Annotated in this window: 17 protein-coding genes; 13 read left to right on the forward strand and 4 right to left on the reverse strand. The window is 60.6% G+C overall.

Annotation, left to right across the window (positions count from 1 at the left end):
* Window positions 1-903, forward strand: coding sequence for an esterase-like activity of phytase family protein (locus HUU46_24440; GenBank protein ID NUM56790.1), 903 nt, complete (start codon window positions 1-3; stop codon window positions 901-903).
* Here the strand turns inward: HUU46_24440 and HUU46_24445 are convergent.
* The gene (locus HUU46_24445; GenBank protein ID NUM56791.1) at window positions 884-1,897 is read right to left on the reverse strand and encodes an HD domain-containing protein; all 1,014 of its coding nucleotides are present in this window, start codon (window positions 1,895-1,897) and stop codon (window positions 884-886) included. The genes HUU46_24440 and HUU46_24445 overlap by 20 nt on opposite strands.
* Before the next feature lie 113 nt (window positions 1,898-2,010).
* Here HUU46_24445 and larA point away from each other — a divergent pair, with 113 nt between their 5' ends.
* The 4 genes from larA (at window position 2,011) to HUU46_24465 (ending at window position 5,952) form a co-directional block, all read left to right on the forward strand.
* Entirely contained in the window at window positions 2,011-3,300 is a 1,290-nt protein-coding gene (larA, locus tag HUU46_24450) for a nickel-dependent lactate racemase (protein ID NUM56792.1), read from the forward strand.
* Window positions 3,301-3,378: 78 nt separating this feature from the next.
* Window positions 3,379-3,984, forward strand: a complete 606-nt coding sequence (locus HUU46_24455; protein NUM56793.1) for a glutathione peroxidase — start codon at window positions 3,379-3,381, stop codon at window positions 3,982-3,984.
* 172 nt (window positions 3,985-4,156) lie between these two features.
* The gene (locus HUU46_24460; GenBank protein ID NUM56794.1) at window positions 4,157-4,687 is read left to right on the forward strand and encodes a hypothetical protein; all 531 of its coding nucleotides are present in this window, start codon (window positions 4,157-4,159) and stop codon (window positions 4,685-4,687) included.
* Between the two features lie 8 nt (window positions 4,688-4,695).
* Entirely contained in the window at window positions 4,696-5,952 is a 1,257-nt protein-coding gene (locus HUU46_24465; GenBank protein NUM56795.1) for a sulfatase, read from the forward strand.
* On the opposite strand, the gene HUU46_24470 is transcribed toward HUU46_24465, so the two are convergent.
* Together HUU46_24470 and HUU46_24475 are read right to left on the reverse strand one after the other, a co-directional pair.
* A complete protein-coding gene (locus HUU46_24470; protein ID NUM56796.1) occupies window positions 5,926-7,050 on the reverse strand; it encodes a peptidoglycan DD-metalloendopeptidase family protein in 1,125 nt (374 codons plus the stop codon). The genes HUU46_24465 and HUU46_24470 overlap by 27 nt on opposite strands.
* A 179-nt stretch (window positions 7,051-7,229) precedes the next feature.
* Window positions 7,230-7,871 carry a cyclase family protein gene (locus HUU46_24475; GenBank protein NUM56797.1) on the reverse strand — a complete coding sequence of 214 codons (642 nt, stop codon included), beginning with the start codon at window positions 7,869-7,871 and terminating at the stop codon, window positions 7,230-7,232.
* Between the two features lie 78 nt (window positions 7,872-7,949).
* Here HUU46_24475 and ubiE point away from each other — a divergent pair, with 78 nt between their 5' ends.
* From ubiE to HUU46_24515, 8 genes are all read left to right on the forward strand, one after another.
* The gene (gene ubiE, locus HUU46_24480) at window positions 7,950-8,681 is read left to right on the forward strand and encodes a bifunctional demethylmenaquinone methyltransferase/2-methoxy-6-polyprenyl-1,4-benzoquinol methylase UbiE (protein ID NUM56798.1); all 732 of its coding nucleotides are present in this window, start codon (window positions 7,950-7,952) and stop codon (window positions 8,679-8,681) included.
* A gap of 181 nt (window positions 8,682-8,862) precedes the next feature.
* Entirely contained in the window at window positions 8,863-10,251 is a 1,389-nt protein-coding gene (locus tag HUU46_24485; GenBank protein ID NUM56799.1) for an isochorismate synthase, read from the forward strand.
* Entirely contained in the window at window positions 10,248-12,014 is a 1,767-nt protein-coding gene (menD, locus tag HUU46_24490) for a 2-succinyl-5-enolpyruvyl-6-hydroxy-3-cyclohexene-1-carboxylic-acid synthase (GenBank protein NUM56800.1), read from the forward strand. The genes HUU46_24485 and menD overlap by 4 nt, the downstream gene beginning before the upstream one ends.
* Window positions 12,015-12,076: 62 nt before the next feature.
* Window positions 12,077-13,141, forward strand: a complete 1,065-nt coding sequence (locus HUU46_24495) for a glycosyltransferase family 4 protein (protein ID NUM56801.1) — start codon at window positions 12,077-12,079, stop codon at window positions 13,139-13,141.
* A gap of 110 nt (window positions 13,142-13,251) precedes the next feature.
* The gene (locus HUU46_24500; GenBank protein ID NUM56802.1) at window positions 13,252-13,986 is read left to right on the forward strand and encodes a hypothetical protein; all 735 of its coding nucleotides are present in this window, start codon (window positions 13,252-13,254) and stop codon (window positions 13,984-13,986) included.
* Between the two features lie 107 nt (window positions 13,987-14,093).
* On the forward strand, window positions 14,094-14,411 hold the full coding sequence (gene clpS, locus HUU46_24505) for an ATP-dependent Clp protease adapter ClpS (protein ID NUM56803.1): 318 nt from the start codon (window positions 14,094-14,096) through the stop codon (window positions 14,409-14,411).
* 8 nt (window positions 14,412-14,419) lie between these two features.
* Entirely contained in the window at window positions 14,420-16,657 is a 2,238-nt protein-coding gene (gene clpA / locus HUU46_24510) for an ATP-dependent Clp protease ATP-binding subunit ClpA (protein NUM56804.1), read from the forward strand.
* Window positions 16,658-16,825: 168 nt separating this feature from the next.
* Window positions 16,826-17,536, forward strand: coding sequence for a leucyl/phenylalanyl-tRNA--protein transferase (locus HUU46_24515; GenBank protein ID NUM56805.1), 711 nt, complete (start codon window positions 16,826-16,828; stop codon window positions 17,534-17,536).
* A gap of 17 nt (window positions 17,537-17,553) precedes the next feature.
* Here HUU46_24515 and HUU46_24520 read toward each other — a convergent pair whose 3' ends face one another.
* On the reverse strand, window positions 17,554-18,429 hold the full coding sequence (locus tag HUU46_24520; GenBank protein NUM56806.1) for a protein-L-isoaspartate O-methyltransferase: 876 nt from the start codon (window positions 18,427-18,429) through the stop codon (window positions 17,554-17,556).
* Between the last annotated feature and the right edge of the window lie 188 nt (window positions 18,430-18,617).

The raw sequence follows: 18,617 nt of genomic DNA on the forward strand, positions 1-18,617 counted from the left end.
ATGTCGCGCGCAATCAAAGTATTCGCAATCGTTTTCGCTGTTCAGCTTAACGCGGTGGCGGACGTTTCGCCCCGGCCCGCGGAGCTTGTGCTCGAGCGCGCGTTACCCATTGACGGTTTGGAGTCCGCCGAACCGTCCGGACTCGGCATTCGAAATGGCGAACTTTTTACCGTATCCGACAATCACGACACGTTCATCTACAAACTGAGAATCGAAGCCGAGCGCGCCGTCCTCGAACCGGCAGTCCCGGTTTCGGTACCGGACGGCGCGCGCGCCGATTTCGAAGGCATCGCCGTGGACGACGCGGGGGACTTCTATCTCGCAAGCGAATCGCAGTTTCGCATCCTGCATGTTTCCGCGGATGGCAAACGGTGCGCATGGATTACGCCAAGCCTCAAGGCGCCGGGAGAAGCCGCGGGGCTGTTCAAGTTTCGCGGCGGATATATCGAGGGCCTGGCGCGCATCGATGATGCGCAGTTCATCCTTTGCGCCGAACGTCAGCCGCGCGGCCTCTTGTACGTTGGCATCGAAAACACCCCGCCGCTCGTCGAAGGATTCGTGTTGAACGAACCTTCAGTGCAACCGCGCGGCATCCGCTTCCCGGATTTCACCGACCTCTGCGCGTTCGATGGTGCGCTCTACGCACTCGAACGCAATGCCGAGATAATTTCGACAATTGTCCGCGACGGGAAGAGGATTGACGTAAAGCCGTGGCGCTCCTTTCGCGAAACCGCCGATAGTCCGAAATACCGCTACGCCGACCGCCGGTTCGGTACGGCGGAAGGATTGGCCATGGACGCGGCGCGCCTGTACATCGTACTGGACAACAACGGCAACGCGCGAGAAGCGAACGCCGAAGACAGGCGTCCGATGCTGTTTGTGTTCACGATGCCGCGACCCTGATTCCGCGCGGATTGCCCATCATCTCGACGAATTGACGAAACAACGTCGGGTCGAGCGCGTTCGCCATTTCATCGCGCATCGTCCGGAGCGCCGGAAACGAATCGATCGCGTCCCGGTACGACCGCCGGGTCGTCATCGCGTCGAATATGTCCGCGATGGTCGAGATGCGTACCAGCGGATGAATCTGATCTCCCGAGAGCCCGTCGGGATACCCGCCTCCCCCGAGTTTCTCGTGATGGTGCAGAACGATATCCAGCGCCAGCGCGCCGAACGCATTGTGGTCGCGCAGAATTTCGTAGCCGTAGGTGGGGTGCTTGCGCATTTCCGCCCACTGCGCGTCGGTCAGCGGCCCCGCGCATTGGACGATCGAGCTGTCCAATCTGCTCTTCCCGACGTCATGCAGGAGGGCGCCTTCTCCGAGGTCGCGCAGCAATGCAGGGTCGGTGAACCCGGCGTACTGCGCCAGCATGTAGCTGAACACGAACACGTTCACGCTGTGTGTGTATGTGTAGTAATCGAACGAAACGAGCGACAGCAGGTGCTCGAACGCAACTTTTTCGTTCTGCAAAAACGCGGACGCGTTGGCGACCATGTCTTTGCTGCGCTTCACCATATCGGGCGACCGCGGCGCCTCGAACACGTACCGCATGAGGTTTGTCGCCGACTCGTAGAGTACCTGCGACCGCTGCTCGATCGGAATCGATTCGTCGCTCAGGATCGATCCCAGGTTTTCCTCGATGTACTGCTGGTACTCCGGTTCCTGATCGGCAGGAACCAATACCTCCTTATGTCCGCGGTCCCTCAGCACAAGCAGTGTTTGCGCGGTTATCGGCAGCTCGCGCGCGCGGTATAAGACGGGATCGGGTTGATGCTGCGTCCGAATATGGATTTCGAACCGCGCGATCGTGTCAACACGCAGGCTTGAAAGCGGGACCGCCCGAAAGCGCCGTGGTCCGGGCCCGGAAGGAAAAGACACGAACAGCGAAGCACTCATGAAAGGCAGACTCCTGCTTCATAATGCTCGCTCCGGGGGTAATCCTAATGACCCTTGCCGTTTTCGTCAAGGGGTTTCGCGGCTAAATATCCCGTTTCGAGTACAATTCGATCATGACCTTAATACAAGTACCATACGGTCAACGTCGCCTGTGCGCCGAGATGGCTTGGGGCCGATCGCTCGGTGTCATCGAAATTGCAGACGCCCCTGCGCTCGATGACGTCGAAGCCGCCCTGCGTGAAGGCCTTGCCAGGCCCATCGGCATGGCGGCGCATTTTTTTGACGGGGTCCGGGCGGGCGCGTCCGTGGCGGTCGTGGTCTCGGACGCGTACCGTCAAACCGGCGTTCACGAGTATCTCCCCGCGCTGCTGTCGGAATTGGGACGCGTAGGCGTGCGCGACGCGAACATCCGCTTCGTGTTTGCGAGCGGCACCCACCGCGTGCCGACCCCTGATCAGCAGCGGTCCATCCTGGGACCGGAGGTGTACGCGCGGTTCAGGGACCGCGCCTATACGCGCGAGGCGTACAACGATGACCGGCACGTGTATATCGGCGCCACCTCGCGCGGCACCCCTGTTGAACTCGACCGCCTCGCGGTCGAGTGCGACCATATCGTTGCGACCGGCGCGATTGTGCTTCATTACTTCGGCGGCTTTGGCGGCGGCAGAAAATCTATCGTGCCGGGACTTGCCTCCGCGCGGACGATCGCGCACAACCACGCCATGAACCTCCACCCGACCGAAGGCCGGCTGCATCCCGACGTGCGCATCGGCGTCCTCGACGGCAATCCCGTCGCGGAGGACATGCTCGAAGCGGCGAAGCTCGCGCGTGTCCACGGAATCATCAATACAGTCATGAACCGGCACGGGCGCATTGCTGGGCTTTTTGTCGGCGAACTCGATCAAGCGCACCGGAAGGGCGCTGAATTTGCGCGTTCCCTCTTTTCGGTTCCTATCGCCGAGCGCGCCGATCTCGTGATCGCGAGCGCCGGGGCCGCGCGCAACTACGTCCAGTCGCACAAGGCGCTGTACAACGCCTACCAGGCGATGAAACCCGGCGGCCGCATCGTCTACCTCGCTCCGTGCGCGGAAGGCCTTGGCGGCGAGCAAATCGAAAAATGGTTGCGCCTGGGCGGCGTGGAAGCGATTATCGCCTCGTTGCGGAAGCAGAGCGAAATCTACGGGCAGACCGCACTGTCCACGCGAGAGAAGTCGCCGTCCGCGATCATGGTGACCGAACTGCCGGACGACGCCGTCGCCTTAATAGGCGCGCGGCGCGCGCCGTCCCTCGAAGAGGCGCTGCGCATCGCACGCAATGAACTCCCCGATAAGGCATCGTACTACGTCATGCCGTCGGCATCGTACACGGTGCCGTGGTGTCACGAGCGTCTCGACGGCTCGTGACCGGGCAAGAACTATGGTAGGATATGGATTCGGTCTCTGGTGCAAAAGGTACTGATAACAGGTGAGGGCTGTAGCACTATGTCTCGATTAATCGCATATGTCGCGGTGGTGGCCGTCGCGGTGGGAGCGTCGGCTGCGGACAAGAAAGACGACGAGGAATCCGCCAATGACAAGCCTGCGGCGGCCAGTGTGCTCGATTTCACCGTGAAGGACATCGACGGTAAGGAAACAAAACTGGGCGACAAATTCAACGGCAAGGTACTGTTGATCGTTAACACGGCGTCAAAATGCGGGTATACACCTCAATACACCGATCTCGAGGCGGTCTACAAAAAGTACCACGATCAAGGGCTCGAAGTGCTCGCGTTTCCGAGCAACGATTTCGGCGCGCAGGAACCGGGCACCAACGACGAAATCAAGACGTTTTGTTCGTCCAAGTATGACGTGACGTTTCCTCTGTTCTCGAAGATTCCCGTGAAGGGTGACGACAAAGACCCGTTGTATGCATATCTAACGGATTCCTCCAAGCACCCGGCCACCGGCGGCGACATCAAGTGGAATTTCACCAAGTTTCTTGTCGGCCGCGACGGAAAGGTCGTTGCCCGTTACGAACCCAAGGTGAAGCCGACGGACACCGAAGTGACCGAAGCCGTCGAGAAGGCGCTGGCGGCCAAGACGCAGTAACCGTCAACCGAAACCGCGCGTGCCGCGTTCTCGTAACGCGGCACGCTTTTTTTGACTCGATTGGCGTGGTTCGATAGGCTAGACGACGGGTCCGCCATATGTGTGCGGTTTCGCGTGTTGGGCGGTCTCATTCCCACGCGCTATACGAGTAACCCAAGTGGAGAAACGTGAAATGATGCGGTTTGCGGGGGTATCCGCTGCGATTTTCTTCGCGCTGGCTGTGACCGGCTGCAATACGATGGGCCGTCAGCCGAAACTTCAGGACGCCGTCATAAATCCCGCCGCGTTAAAGCCCGGCGAAAATGCGACGATTACCGTCAAGGTCGTCGACAAACACAAGATCGTACAGCGTGTCGTGGCGACCGTCGCCGAAGACCAGCGGATGAAGTTCAAGATGCGTGATGATGGTGTGGCCCCCGACGAAAAAGCGGCGGATGGCATCTGGTCGTACTCCGTGCGCGTGCCGTTCATGGCGCCGCCCGGGAATTTCACGCTCGAAATCACCGCGTATAACGCGAAGGGCGAGGCGATCAACGTCAAGAAAGGCCAAAAAGAGATTGGCCCCTTGACCGCGACCACCTCGTGGAGCATCACCTATCCGCCGGAATCGGCGCCGGCCGATGCGCCCGCCGCGGAAGCCCCGGCCGCAACCCCGCCGCCCGCCGAAGCTCCCGCCGCGCCTGCGCAAGAACCGCCGAAGTAACCGCCCCAATGATCGCGTTTCTGCTGGCCGCAATGTCCGCGGCGCCGGACGTATTCATTGTGTCGGTTGATACGCTGCGCGCTGACCGGCTCGGCTGTTACGGTTACACCCACCCGACGACACCGAACATCGATGCATTCGCCAACGATGCGCTGATCTTCGATGACTGCGTCGCCGAAGTGCCGCTCACCTCGCCGTCGTTTGGCGCGATGCTGACCTCGCGCTACCCGCGCATGAACGGCGCGGCGCGCAACGGTCTGCCGCTGCCGCCGGGTGTCCCGGCGCTCACCGAACAATTCAAAGCGGCGGGCTACCAGACCGTCTGCGTGACGAGTAACTGGACGCTGAAAGCGGACTTGTCCGGACTCGATCGTGGATTTGACGTATACGACGACGGGTTCAAAGACAAGCGCTGGGGATTCATGATCGCCGAACGCTTCGCCGACGACGTCACCAAGAGCGCGCTCAAGCTGCTCAACGAACGCGACGCGGGCAAACCGATGTTCGCGTGGTTTCACTACAGCGACCCGCACGCGCCATACAAGTTCCATGACAAGTTTCATCCCGTCGGCAAACCGCTATGGAAGATGACCGAGGTCGAGGCGACCCGCGCGCGGTACGATTCCGAAGTAGCGTATACGGATTCGGAGATCGGCAAAGTGCTCGACGCGTTACCGAAGGAGAACGCCGTCATTCTGTTTGTCGCCGACCACGGCGAGAGCCTCCACGAGCACGAATACCTCGGTCACGGTCGCAGGCTCTATCACAACAGCATTCGCGTGCCGTGCATTCTGCGCGCGCCGGGTGTCGCGCCCGGACGGTCGAACGCGCCGGCCCGCCTTGTCGATATCGCCCCGACCCTTCTGTCGCTCGCAGAACTTCCCCCGATGAAGGACATGTTCGGCGTTGACCTGATCAACCATTCGCCACCGATGGATCGCGCGCGCGTCGTCGAAACATACGGCGGCGCGGTACCCGGTGTGCCCGGAGCGAAAGCCGTGATGACCGCGCGGCCACCCATGCGCCAGAGCGTAATCAAGGGCGAATGGAAATTGATCGTCGGAGGGCCCGGCCCGGAACTTTTCAATCTCCGCACCGATCCGGGCGAACTGAAGAATCTAATAGACGAGGAGAAGCCGCGCGCCGCAGAACTGCGCGCGCTTATCGATGAATGGGACGAGAAGACACCCAAGGGAACGACCGAAGCGGCGGAGCTCAGCGACGAAGACGTGGACGCCCTAAAGAGCCTTGGCTACGTCGAGTGAGTCCTGCTTGATGAGCGGCAGCGGGTTCACCGCCTTGTTGTTCTGACGCACCTCGAAATGCAGGTGCGATCCCGTGGACCGGCCCGTCGAACCCACCTTCGCGATCGGCGTGTCCTTCAGCACCACGTCGCCCGTCTTCACCAACAACTCGGAAGCGTGCGCATACACCGTCTCCATGCCGTTCGGGTGCTGAATCACCACCATGTTTCCGTGTCCGCCGTCCCATCCCGCGGACTTCACCGTGCCCGGCATGTACGGATAAATCTCCGTACCTGCCGCGGCGGCGATGTCAATGCCCTGGTGAAATTGCGGCTTGCCCGAGAACGGATCGCTGCGCACGCCAAAACCCGACGTGAATCGCCCCGCGCCCGCCAACAGCTTTGACCATGGACCGGCCGCCGGCGCGGCCTCGCGCGCAGCAGTTCCGGGTTCGAGAATCGATTGCATGAGCGCGGTGAGATCGACCGGTTTGGCCGATTCCGCGGCAGCCTCGTTTACGTGCGCGAATGGCGTATGCGTATGCAGCATGGGCCGTGCATTCGACAGCCGGTGGAAAATTGGCCGCAACGTCGGTTGCGCGCCGCCCATCGCCGTCCCGCGCCGCGTTTCCGACAATGTCGCGAGCGGCGCGCGCGCCGTGACCGGCCCGGTGGCATGGAATTCCTTCGAAGGAACGCCGTTGGTCTCTGCCACGCCTTGCGCAGGCATCAACGGGGGAACGTCGCGTCTGGATTCGATCTGCCCGCGCGCAATCGGTGAATTCCCAGCCAACTCGGACAAGTCGAGCTTCTGACCGACCGAAATTACGTCTGCATCACGCAATTTGTTTGAGGCCGCAACACGATGCACGGCCGCATTGATCGCGCTCTTGGTTGGGGCGTCGCCATTCGCCTTCAGCGCGTCCCGGCAAATGCTCCAGAGCGATTCGCCGGCCCGAACCTGGTGATCCACCGGCGGACGGCTCGCGGAAACCTTGGCCGTCGTTGCCGCCTGCAGCAGCTCCATAAACCGGGAATCTTGGCGAAACGGCAGCGTCCGCAGCGACGGCGCCTCTCCCAGTTCCGGCGGGGTGGCCGGTTGCACAGGCTTGATGACCATGTAACACTCCCCTGCGACTCAAGGTCGTACCTCGACAGCAATGGCCATGCCCGAAACGCATTTTGTTCGTAACATATTTGTGCATAATGACTTGTGAGAATCTCGCCTTCGCGAGACCTGCCCGCCAACGGAATATTGTTCCCGTGGACTGGCGGATTATGCCGGGATTGCGTGCCGACCTACCGCTCGACGACGGCGAACAATCGGCACCCGCTCGAATCGATCCCCTGAATTCTCAGCGGAACTGCGAAGACATAGAAATCGGGCTTCGTGAGGGCGGCGCCGTTTTGCGGGAACTCGACGAGCAGCGTATCGCGGCTCAGGAGCAGGTCGTGAAAGATGCGCCCGGCTTCGAGCGACGTGTCGCCGAAATTAATGGTGTGCTCGAAGATGAAGAGCTTGAGATTGAATTCGGCGAAATAGCGCACACAATCGAGATCGATGAACAGCGGCCGGCGCGCCGTGTCGTTGCGCACGTAGAGTATCTCGAATTGGCCCCGCTTGGGTTCAAGTTGCGGCCGGATGTGGTCGAGCGTAACACGCTGCGCCGATTCCGGAATCGCCGTCGTTACCAACGCGGCCCGGCCCATGAAGTGGTCGAGCGGATAGTCCGTGCACGTGTTGCCCCTGAAATAGAAGTGGACCGGCGACTCGATGTGCGTGCCCACGTGGGTGTGCGTGTTGACAATGTCGTACTTCAGCGTGCCATCGCCGAGGCGACCTTCCTTCACCTCGAAGGGCCGCCCCTCCGTAAGCTGATTGGGGACGACAGGCATCGAGAGATCGACGAGGTCGTAGCGCGAAAGATCGATGGCAAACATCGTAAACGTTCCCTTCTGAAACCTGGGCGAATCGCCGCGAAAACCGACTATACCATACGCTATACTAGGTCAATTCTCATGGCGACTGTTTCAAAACTGGAAAGTCCCCCTACGCCCGCGCGCAACGACGTGTGGCGGATGTTCGACCGTATCGCCCACCGGTACGACCTGCTGAACCGTGTGCTGTCCATGCGGCAGGACGTGGCCTGGCGCAAGCGGCTGGCAACCTTATTGCCGGAACGCGAGGACCTGCGCGTGTTGGACCTCGCTACCGGGACCGGCGACGTCTTGCTGGCGCTGCGGGCCGGATGTCCGCGCGTGCGGTCCGGCGTGGGAATGGACATGGCCCGCAAAATGCTCGAACTGGGCACGGTGAAGTTCGAGGACAAGGGCCAGGCTTCGGCCCTGCAAATGGTGCGCGGGGACGCAACGCGGATAGCAGCGGCCCACGCGTCGTTCGATGTCGTGACCATGTCCTTCGGAATTCGCAATGTAGTAGACGTGGGCGCCACGCTGCGCGAGATGCACCGGGTGCTGAAACCCGGCGGCCGCGTGCTCATCCTCGAGTTCTCGCTTCCGTCCAACGCGCTCCTGCGTCGCGCTTACTTGCTGTACTTCCGATACCTCTTGCCGCGCATCGGCGGGCTGGTGTCCGGCGATTCGTACGCCTACCGCTATCTCAACCAAACGGTCGAGACATTCCCGTATGGCGAGGCGTTTTGCGCGATGATGCGCGACGCGAACTTTTCGGATGTGAAAATGCATTCGGTGACGTTCGGAATTGCGACCATTTATCAGGGTGACAAGTGATGCAAATTCAGATTTCAGATTTCAGGTTTTGGATTACGGAATTTGTGAGTTCGCCGTTTATACATTGCAGTCGACGCCGCCATCAAGAGAATGTGCAAGGCAGGTCAACGTCTCTGCTACAATCCAAAATCCAAAATCCAAAATCCAAAATCCTCCATGATCGCGGGGCTGCACTCGCGTCATGACCCCGTACCTCTACCCAGATGTCGTCGAACCCACCCACGCAAAGCGCGCGCTCGCCACGCTGCTCGAGCAGGCCTTCGATTCGGCGGCGCACTCGTCGAAACCGCGCCGCGTCGTCCGGTGCGAAGTGCCGGTCGATGGCGTCGATCCGCTGGCATGGCTCGAGGCGCAGGGGAACCGATCGCGCGGGTACTGGTGCGACCGCGAGCGGCACTTCGAGTTGGCGGGTGTCGGCACCGCGGACATCATCACCGCGGAGGTGTTGACGAACTACGACGAGTTGTTCGATCATCTGCGCGCGTGCATCGCGAGCGTGCACCCGCATCTCCACTATTACGGCGGGATGCGCTTCAGCCTCACCACGCCGCCCGTCGAAAAGTGGGCCCCCTTCGGCGCGTACCGGTTTGTGTTACCGAAGTTCGAGGTGTTGTCGCGCGGCGACCAAACCTACCTCGCGTGCAACGCGATGCTGAAGGATGAACAGGAAAACCTGCTGGCGAAATTGTTGGACCAGTTGGACGCGATGCCGTTTCCAGGTCTCGATGCGCCCGCGGCGATCGCGCACCCGCAGTCGCGCGCGGACGCGCCGGATCGGAACGAATGGATCAGGCAAATGGAGCGCACGCTTGCGGCAATACACGACGGCGCAATCGAGAAAGCGGTGCTGGCGCGCGAAAGCGTTTTTGCGTTTGACGCCCCCATCGATCCCGTGGCGCTGTTGCGCCAATTGAACGCCTCGGCGTCGAAGTCGTATCGATTCTGCTTTCAGCCGAAGCCCGGCGTGGCGTTCATCGGCGTGTCGCCGGAGCGGTTGTATAAGCGGCAAGATCGCTACGTGCGTACCGAGGCCGTTGCGGGCACGCGTCCCACCACCGGCGACCTGCGCGTCGACGCTGCGCTTGCGGACGAGTTGCTGAACAGCGATAAGGACCGCCGCGAACACAAACACGTGCTCGATGCGGTTCGCGCGGAACTGGCGCGCCAATGCACCGCGGTACACACCGACGACGACGTGTGCGTGATGCGCCTGGACAAGTACCAGCATCTCTACGTCGGAATCGAAGGCATCCTCGATCATTTTGGCACCGACGCGGAATTGTTGCGCGGACTGCATCCGACGCCCGCCGTCGGCGGTGTGCCGACCCGGACGGCGTTGGACTGGATTGCCGAATCGGAGCCTTTCGATCGTGGGTGGTACGCGGGGCCCGTCGGCTGGGTCGGCTGCGACTCCGCGGAGTTCGCCGTCGCAATTCGCTCCGCACTTGTCACCGGCAACACGCTCTCCGTCTACACCGGCGCGGGCATTGTCGACGGGTCCGTCCCCGACGAAGAATGGGCCGAACTCGAAAACAAGCTGACGCCATACACCGCTGTTCTCGACGCATGATCACCGATGCACCGAATTTGAACATCCTCTGGGCGGAACTGATTGTCGAAGAATTGATCCGTAACGGCGTCGACCACTTCGTCATCTCGCCCGGGTCGCGCTCGACGCCGCTCACCGTTGCCGCCGCGCGCAATCCGCGCGCGAAAACAACCGTCCACTTCGACGAACGCGGCGCGGCCTTTTTCGCGCTGGGCGTTGCGAAAGCCCTCGGCAAACCCGCGGCGCTGATTTGCACCTCCGGCACCGCCGTCGCGAATTACTTCCCCGCGCTCATCGAAGCGTCCATGTCCTACGTGCCACTCGTTGTCCTCACCGCCGACCGCCCGCCGGAACTCCAAAATACCGGCGCAAACCAAACGATCGACCAAACGCGCATCTATGGCGAGTATGTTCGCCACTTCGTGGCGATGCCCTGCCCGGACGAAACGATTTTGCCGGAGTATGTGCTTACGGCCATTGATCACGCGGTTGCTGCGGCGCGAAGGTCGCCGAGCGGCCCCGTCCATATAAATTGCGCGTACCGAGAACCACTCGCGCCCCCGCTTAACTCAATCCAATCCGACGCGCCTCAACCTTGGAGGGACTCACGCCAGCCGTATACAACGTGGGTAATCGACGAAGACCGCTACTATGTCGACGACATGGCACCTATAATCGACGAGCTGCAAAAGCTTGAACGTGTGCTGCTTTTGATAGGGCAGGAAGATTGTCGGAAGTCGGAGTTTAGCGTTGGCAATACACTTGAGCTGGGTTTGACGCGCCCTTTACTTGCCGACGTTACTTCTTCGGCGCGCAGCAAGCCGATTGATGCAAAGCGAACAATTCCCGTTTCAAATTACGATCTTCTTCTGTTCTCACCTCGATTTCGAGACATCTGCAGTCCGGACGCAGTTGTTCACGTCGGGGGGGCTATCGTATCTAAGCGGCTGTCGGAGCACTTGGCCCACGTAAAGCCCCATATTTACGTGCGGATTGCCCCACACCTCGAGCGAGTCGATCCGTGCAGCATAGTTACGCACCGCGTTTGCATGTCGGCGGTGGGTTTTCTCGCACATGTGAAAGACGAACAACCTGTCCAGGCGGAGTCGTGGGTGCGGAACATCATCGATTTTTCCCGCCGCGCTGAGGACATTGTCGCCGAAATCCTGAGCGGAGAGACTCGACTAACGGAGCCACTTGTCGCAAATCTACTTTGTGGCCTGCAGCCGGCGGACGAGTTCACAGCGATTTTTGCCGGCAACAGTATGCCGGTCCGATATCTTGAGATGTACAGTGGCCTCCTTCACGCGACCACCCACGTCATTGCAAATCGCGGGGCCAGCGGCATTGATGGAAATGTTGCTACCGCGGCAGGGTATGCGGCAGCGTCGGGCGTCCACGTGACCGCAATGGTCGGAGATCTCGCCGCACTGCATGATCTGGGATCTTTAGCTTTGCTCAAATCCAACGGAGTACGCGTAACGTTAGTCCTCCTCAACAACGATGGTGGCGGTATTTTTCATTTCTTGCCTATCGCCGAACATTCCGACGTATTCGAGAAGTATTTTGCGACGCCGCACGGTTTGCACTTTGAGGACGCAGCGCGAATGTTCGGGCTACCTTACTCGAGGCCGGCGACAAAGGACGAGTTTGTCGCGGCGTTCCAGAGGGCACGCGAGTCGGGCGGATCGAGCATCATCGAGGTGGTGACGGACCGCGAGGAAAACCTGCGCCTGCACCGTAGGATCGGCGAGGCAGTAGTAAACGCACTGGAGAATCTCTAGACCGCCGCACCCATCGCGGTGGGTTGCCGCCGCCAATTGGCTTGGGGAACTCGGGACACACTGTGCATGTCGGCGTAAACACTCTCTTTCTGATTCCCCGCGAAGTGGGGGGAACGGAAATCTACGTGCGCAGCCTGCTGCCCGCGCTGCAGGCGCTGGAAGCAGGCCTGCGGCTGACCGTCTTCACCAATCGCGAGAATCATGACTCCTTCGCCGATTACGACCGTACGCTCATCGACGTCGCGGCCACATCTCGGCCACGGCGCATCGTCGCCGAGCAAACGTCATTGCCACGAGCAGCAGCCCGAGCGGGAGTCGACGTTCTCTATTCGCCCGGCTACACTGCTCCGCTCCGTGCGACGTTCCCGCAGGTAGTTACGATCCACGACACGCAATTCCTCGACTTCCCGGAGGATTTCCCATGGTTGTCGCGCGCGGCGCAGCGCATTATCGTAGGTGGTTCGGCGCGGCGCGCAAACGCAATTACGACAGTATCGGAGTTCTCGCGTAGGCGCATCGCCGAACGCTTCGGCGTTCCGCGTGAGAAGATTATCGTGGCGCACTCAGCGTTGTCTGGACTGTTCGCCCCACCCAAACCCTGTGCGCTTGAGAGACCGTTCCTCCTTTACATTGCGAACACGTACCCGCACAAGAATGCGACGCGTCTGGTCCGCGCGTTCGACCGAATCAAGGACTGCATTCGCCACACCCTCGTCATCTGCGGCCAACCCCGCGAAGGCGAACCGCCCCCGCACCCGCGCGTGAAACGCATCCACTACATCGCCTACGAAGAACTCATCGGCATGGTGCAGGCCGCCGACCTTGTGGTGTTCCCGTCGCTCTACGAGGGCTTCGGGCGCCCCGTCGTAGAAGCGCAGGAAGCGGGCACTCGCGTCATCGCATCGCGCTCCGCCGCCATACCCGAAATCGGCGGCGATGGCGCAACGTATTTCGATGGCGAGAGCGAGGACGGTATTGCGCAAGCCATTGTCGACGCTTTGAATGAGCCGCCGGATGTCCGCGTCCAATGGATCGCGCGTGGCCGCGAGAACGCCAAACGCTTCACATGGGGCGCGTGTGCAAGTCGGACGCTTGACACCTTTTGCATGGCGCTGAGCAATAATTAAGCAGCGAATGCGGCGTCTCCATTTGGCCGCTCCGCCACCATTTTGGCTGTTCGTGCGAGTAAACTTCAGTATTGCGTGTTCCGACCATAGCAGGAAAACCGCGAAATCAGATGCCGTTTATCGATTTTGTCTACACGAACTGGCCTACGTGGCGCGAATTCGCGCTGCACGGGCCGCCCATGTTGTTCTGGGCGTTCGCCGCGCTCACTCTCGCGGGATGGCTCAAGCGGCGCGTCGCCATGCGCACGGGATATACGCGCAAAGTCTTTCACTTCGCCATCTTCTTCACCGTCGCCGCTTTGCAGGCCACACTCGGTCTGCGCGCGGTGTGTCTGTTCGGCGCGATGACGACCGTCGTCGTCGCGTATGCTCTTATGCGCGGCGAAGGCAACCTCCACTATGAAGCCATCGCCCGGGAAAAGGACGCGCCGTACCGCACGCACTACATTGTAGTGCCATATATCGCGACGTTACTTGGTGGCCTCACGACGTCGATGTTCTTTACCGGTTACACGCTCTACGGGTTTCTTGTCACCGGCGTGGGCGACGCCATCGGCGAGCCCGTTGGCACCCGCTTCGGCAAGCACCCCTACCGCGTACCATCCATGCGCGGCGTTACGTGCACCCGCTCGCTCGAAGGGTCCGCCGCGGTGTTTGCAGTATCGACGCTCGCGGCGCTACTCGCGGCATCGTTAAACGGCAGCGAACTTTCCATGGCCGGAGTTGCCGGCCTATGCCTGCTCATCGGACTCGCGAGCGCGCTATGTGAAGCCGTATCGCCCCACGGCTGGGACAATTTCACCCTGCAGGTCGTGCCCGCCGCCATCGCTTCTGCGCTCTTGTGATATGATTTTTGTATGCAATTGAACGCGATTCTCTCGCAGGCGCATCCACGAATCGTTGCCCTGAAGGAATTACGGCAGATTCGCGAACAAGTCAAAGGTAGGATTTCGTGCCCCAATATGTCCCACAAACCGGCGACGCGGCGCTGGCCGAGACCAAGGAAAAGGTCAAGAAGCCGCCGATGTATCGTGTGCTCATGCACAACGACGACTACACGACCATGGAGTTCGTCGTCGAAGTGCTCTGCACCATTTACAACAAGCCGATCGAGGACGCCGTCCGCATCATGTTGAACATCCACCACAAAGGTATCGGCATGTGCGGCGTATTCACGCACGAGATCGCGGAAACCAAAATTGCGGAAACGCACGACCGCGCCCGGAATAGTGGGTATCCACTCATGTGTTCCATGGAGCCGGCGGACTAGGCGGCAACATGTTCAGCAAACCCCTCGAAATATCACTCAACAGCGCGTTGGCGCTCGCGCGCGAGCGGCGTCACGAGTACCTCACGATCGAGCACCTGCTCTACACGCTGCTCGACGACGTGCAGGGCCGTGAGATTCTCACGAACTGCGGCGCAAACGTGACCAACTTGCGCAACGCGCTCGAAGACTATTTTCAGAATCACGTGCCGGTGGTCCCGGGCAAGCGCGACTACGTGCCGCAGCAGTTGCTCGCGTTCGAGCGCCTGCTCGAACGCGCCATCGCGCACGTTCGCTTTTCCGGAAAAAAGGAGGTAGACGCCGGCGACATCCTCGCCGCGGTGTTCGAAGAAAAAAACAGCAACGCGGCCTACTTCCTCCAGACTGAAGGCGTCTCGCGGCTCGACGTATTGAATTACATCTCCCACGGCGTTTCGAAAATCCCGGCCGGAGCCGGCGCCGGAGGCCAAACGGCCGTTGACGAAGAAGGCCGCCCCCTGACCGATCCGCTCGAGGCGTTTACGATCAATCTGAACCAGCGCGCCGCGGACGGCAAAATCGATCCGCTCATCGGGCGTGACTTGGAAATCCGCCGCACGCTGCAGGTGCTGTGCCGCCGCCGCAAGAACAACCCGATCTTCGTCGGGGAACCGGGAGTGGGGAAGACGGCCATCGTCGAAGGTCTTGCCCTGCACATCCATCAGGGGGGTGTGCCGGACGCGTTGAAGGCAGCCGTAATTCTGCAACTCGACCTTTCCGCTATCATCGCGGGAACGAAGTTTCGCGGCGAATTCGAGCAGCGCCTGAAGGCCGTCATCGGCGCCATCCTCGAGAAGAAGAACGTCATTCTCTTCATCGACGAAATCCATATGGTCGTCGGCGCGGGCGCGACCGGTGAAGGCACGATGGATGCCTCGAACATCTTGAAGCCCGCGCTCGCCTCCGGCGACATCCGGTGCATCGGCTCGACAACGTACGAGGAATACAAGAACCACTTCGAGCGCGACAAAGCCCTGTCGCGGCGCTTCCAAAAGATTGAGATTCACGAACCGTCGGTCGAGGAAACCGTGCTCATTCTGCGCGGACTCAAGGCGCGCTACGAAGAGCACCACGGCATTACCTACACCGACACTGCCTTGCAGGCCGCCGCGGAACTGGCCGCAAAGCACATCAATGACCGGTTCCTTCCGGACAAAGCCATCGACGTTATCGACGAAGCGGCCGCGGCGGTAAAGTTGTTGCCCGCAAGCGCGCAGAAAAAGACCATTCGTCCTTCGGATATCGAAAAGATCGTCGCCGACATCGCCCGAATTCCCGCGCGTAGCGTATCGTCCTCGGACAAGGTGCAGTTGGGCACGCTCGAAGACGAACTCAATCGCGTCGTTTATGGGCAAGCCGAAGCGATTCACGTGCTCGCCACGGCAATCAAACGCTCGCGCGCTGGCCTCGGCAACGAGGAGAAGCCGACGGGGTGTTTCCTCTTCACCGGCCCGACCGGTGTGGGTAAGACGGAAGTCGCCAAGCAACTCGCCGCGATTCTCGGCGTACACTTTGCCCGCTACGACATGAGCGAATACATGGAGAAACACACCGTCGCGCGGCTTATCGGTGCGCCCCCGGGTTACGTCGGCTTCGATCAAGGCGGCTTGTTAACCGACGAGATTCGCCGCAACCCGTATTGCGTGTTGCTGCTCGACGAGATCGAGAAAGCGCACCCGGACCTTTTCAATATCCTGCTGCAGGTCATGGACCACGCGACGCTCACCGACAACAACGGCAAGAAGGCCGACTTTCGCAATGTCGTGCTGATCATGACCTCCAACGCGGGCGCGCGCGAAATGGCGTCGCATACGATCGGCTTTGGTTCCGGCGCGGATGACGCGTCGTCGAAAGGGCTGAAAGCGATCGAAAAAGCGTTCAGTCCCGAGTTCCGCAACCGGCTCGACGCTATCATCTCGTTCCATTCGCTTACACAGGAAATCATGCTGCGCATCGTCGGAAAATTCATCGAACAAGTACAATTCCAGCTCGCCGCGCGCAAGGTTACGTTGAGTGTGGCCGATGCGGCGCGCGCGTGGCTCGCGGAACACGGCTATGACCGCGCCTTCGGCGCGCGCCCCCTCGCACGTCTCATCCAAACGGAAATCAAAGACGCCCTTGCCGACGAACTCCTATTCGGAAAACTCGAGCGCGGCGGACGCGTAACCGTGGACGTATCGGAAGGAAAGATCGGTTTTGCGTTCGAATAATTTTGGATTTTGGATTTTGGATTTCGGATTGCCGCGAGTTGCGTTGTGGTTTGGCGCGTGTCTGCTCCGTAATGTTCGCTTGGTGGTGGCGGACGGCAATATGTGCGGGTGTAATTACGATTTGCGTTCTCCAATCCAAAATCCAAAATCCAAAATCCAAAATTCCCAATGCCTCTGTTCCGCCTGTCTCGCGAACTGACCTTTCCGCCGCCGTCGCTCTCCATGCCCGACGGCCTGCTCGCGGTCGGCGGCGATTTGAGCGTCAATCGATTGTTGCTTGCGTACCGGTCCGGAATCTTTCCCTGGTACTCGGAAGGCGATCCCATTCTCTGGTGGTCGCCGGACCCGCGCATGCTGCTCTTTCCGGAGGAGTTTCATCTCTCGCGCCGGCTCGAACGGACTATCAAACAGGCCGTGTTCGACGTGCGCATGGATACAGTATTCGATCGCGTCATCGCCGCATGCGCCATGGCGCCCAGGCAGAAGGGAAATGGCACCTGGATCACGCGCCAAATGCGCGACGCCTACTGCCGGCTGCACCGCGAAGGCTATGCGCATTCGGTCGAGACGTGGCGCGACGGCAAATTGGTCGGCGGCCTGTACGGCGTATCCGTCGGCGCATGTTTCATCGGCGAATCCATGTTTTCGCTCGAGCCGAACACCAGCAAGATTGCTATGGCCGCGCTCGTGCGCCAGGCGCTCCACTGGAAGTTTCCGTTTATCGACTGCCAACTCCACACGCCCCACCTCGCCAGCCTCGGCGCGCGCGAAGTGCCGCGCTCCGATTACCTTCTTCGATTGGGCCGAGCGATCGCGCACGAAACACATCGTGGCGCATGGAAATTCGTCGGTTGGACGGATATCAGAAAACCCGATTGACGTATCGGTGACGTGTCCTATTCCACGTGCGCCGTTTCACGTTGTTTGTCAATCGCACCGGTCATCGGCACAAATATCACGCTCAGGTCGCGCATCGATCGCACCTTGCCCTGTGCGTCTTTTTCGTACAAATACAGGACCTGCCCGCCGCGGCCCGGAGGGCCAACCGGAATTATCAAGCGGCCGCCGACCTTAAGTTGTTGAATCAGCGCCGGCGGCACATACCGCGCCGCGCACGTCACCATGATGATATCGAACCCGCCCTTCACCTCCGGCCAACCGTAAAATCCGTCACCCACGCTCACGCGAACGTTGTCGTACCCGCCTTTTTTCAACACCTCTCTCACGGCGTTTCCCAGCGGCTCGACAATTTCGATGGTGTAGACCTCCTTTACAATCTCGGAAAACAAAGCGGCCTGGAACCCGCTGCCCGCCCCTATCTCAAGCACGACGTCCGTGGGTTTCGGCCGGCCAAGCTGCGTCATGTAACACTGCAGCTTGTATTCGCTGATCGTCGCCCCAAAGCCAATCGGCCAAGGCGTCCCAAACGTCTCGTAGGCGTCTTCCGCCGAAGATTGCTTTCGCTCGTAGTTGTAGTGGAAGTACTCGCGCGGTACACACTCGAACGCCGCGATGACCGCGCTATCGGCCTCTCCAAATCGCGACGCCAAGTACCGCTTCGTCTGGGCGATCGCGATGGGCTTGCGCGCTTGCACCGCGTCGAACGCCTCGCGCGACATGTTCATGTTCCGTTCCGTCGCGCGGACCAAGTCGCTGTAACGCTCAAACGTCCATGCCGGGCGAGTGCCCTTGGTTGGTTCGGCACTCGCCGAGAGTGCGCCACAAGCCGCAAGGACGACGGACGATATCGCGCGGCGGAACGTGTTCGTCATGCCCGGCACCTCCCGACGAAGCAAGCGCCGATTCGGGCTTCCGTTTATCCTTGGTTCTATAAAAAGCATACCACGCAGGCGAGCGCTCCCGCGTGCGTGGTTTACGCCAGGAGTGTAAGTTGTAACTGCGGTCCTACGAACTTGCCGCGGGCGCGGGAGCAGGGGCCGCCTCCGGCGCGGGCGCCGGG

It is taken from the genome of Candidatus Hydrogenedentota bacterium, from assembly GCA_013359265.1.
In the GTDB taxonomy this organism is placed as follows: Bacteria; Hydrogenedentota; Hydrogenedentia; order Hydrogenedentales; family SLHB01; genus JABWCD01.

What these genes read in the sequence shown, in the direction of transcription:
- HUU46_24440 (NUM56790.1), top strand. Translation starts at nt 1, where the DNA reads ATGTCGCGCGCAATCAAAGTATTCGCAATCGTTTTCGCTGTTCAGCTT.
- HUU46_24445 (NUM56791.1), bottom strand. Translation starts at nt 1,897, where the DNA reads ATGAGTGCTTCGCTGTTCGTGTCTTTTCCTTCCGGGCCCGGACCACGG.
- larA (NUM56792.1), top strand. Translation starts at nt 2,011, where the DNA reads ATGACCTTAATACAAGTACCATACGGTCAACGTCGCCTGTGCGCCGAG.
- HUU46_24455 (NUM56793.1), top strand. Translation starts at nt 3,379, where the DNA reads ATGTCTCGATTAATCGCATATGTCGCGGTGGTGGCCGTCGCGGTGGGA.
- HUU46_24460 (NUM56794.1), top strand. Translation starts at nt 4,157, where the DNA reads ATGATGCGGTTTGCGGGGGTATCCGCTGCGATTTTCTTCGCGCTGGCT.
- HUU46_24465 (NUM56795.1), top strand. Translation starts at nt 4,696, where the DNA reads ATGATCGCGTTTCTGCTGGCCGCAATGTCCGCGGCGCCGGACGTATTC.
- HUU46_24470 (NUM56796.1), bottom strand. Translation starts at nt 7,050, where the DNA reads ATGGTCATCAAGCCTGTGCAACCGGCCACCCCGCCGGAACTGGGAGAG.
- HUU46_24475 (NUM56797.1), bottom strand. Translation starts at nt 7,871, where the DNA reads ATGTTTGCCATCGATCTTTCGCGCTACGACCTCGTCGATCTCTCGATG.
- ubiE (NUM56798.1), top strand. Translation starts at nt 7,950, where the DNA reads ATGGCGACTGTTTCAAAACTGGAAAGTCCCCCTACGCCCGCGCGCAAC.
- HUU46_24485 (NUM56799.1), top strand. Translation starts at nt 8,863, where the DNA reads ATGACCCCGTACCTCTACCCAGATGTCGTCGAACCCACCCACGCAAAG.
- menD (NUM56800.1), top strand. Translation starts at nt 10,248, where the DNA reads ATGATCACCGATGCACCGAATTTGAACATCCTCTGGGCGGAACTGATT.
- HUU46_24500 (NUM56802.1), top strand. Translation starts at nt 13,252, where the DNA reads ATGCCGTTTATCGATTTTGTCTACACGAACTGGCCTACGTGGCGCGAA.
- clpA (NUM56804.1), top strand. Translation starts at nt 14,420, where the DNA reads ATGTTCAGCAAACCCCTCGAAATATCACTCAACAGCGCGTTGGCGCTC.
- HUU46_24515 (NUM56805.1), top strand. Translation starts at nt 16,826, where the DNA reads ATGCCTCTGTTCCGCCTGTCTCGCGAACTGACCTTTCCGCCGCCGTCG.
- HUU46_24520 (NUM56806.1), bottom strand. Translation starts at nt 18,429, where the DNA reads ATGACGAACACGTTCCGCCGCGCGATATCGTCCGTCGTCCTTGCGGCT.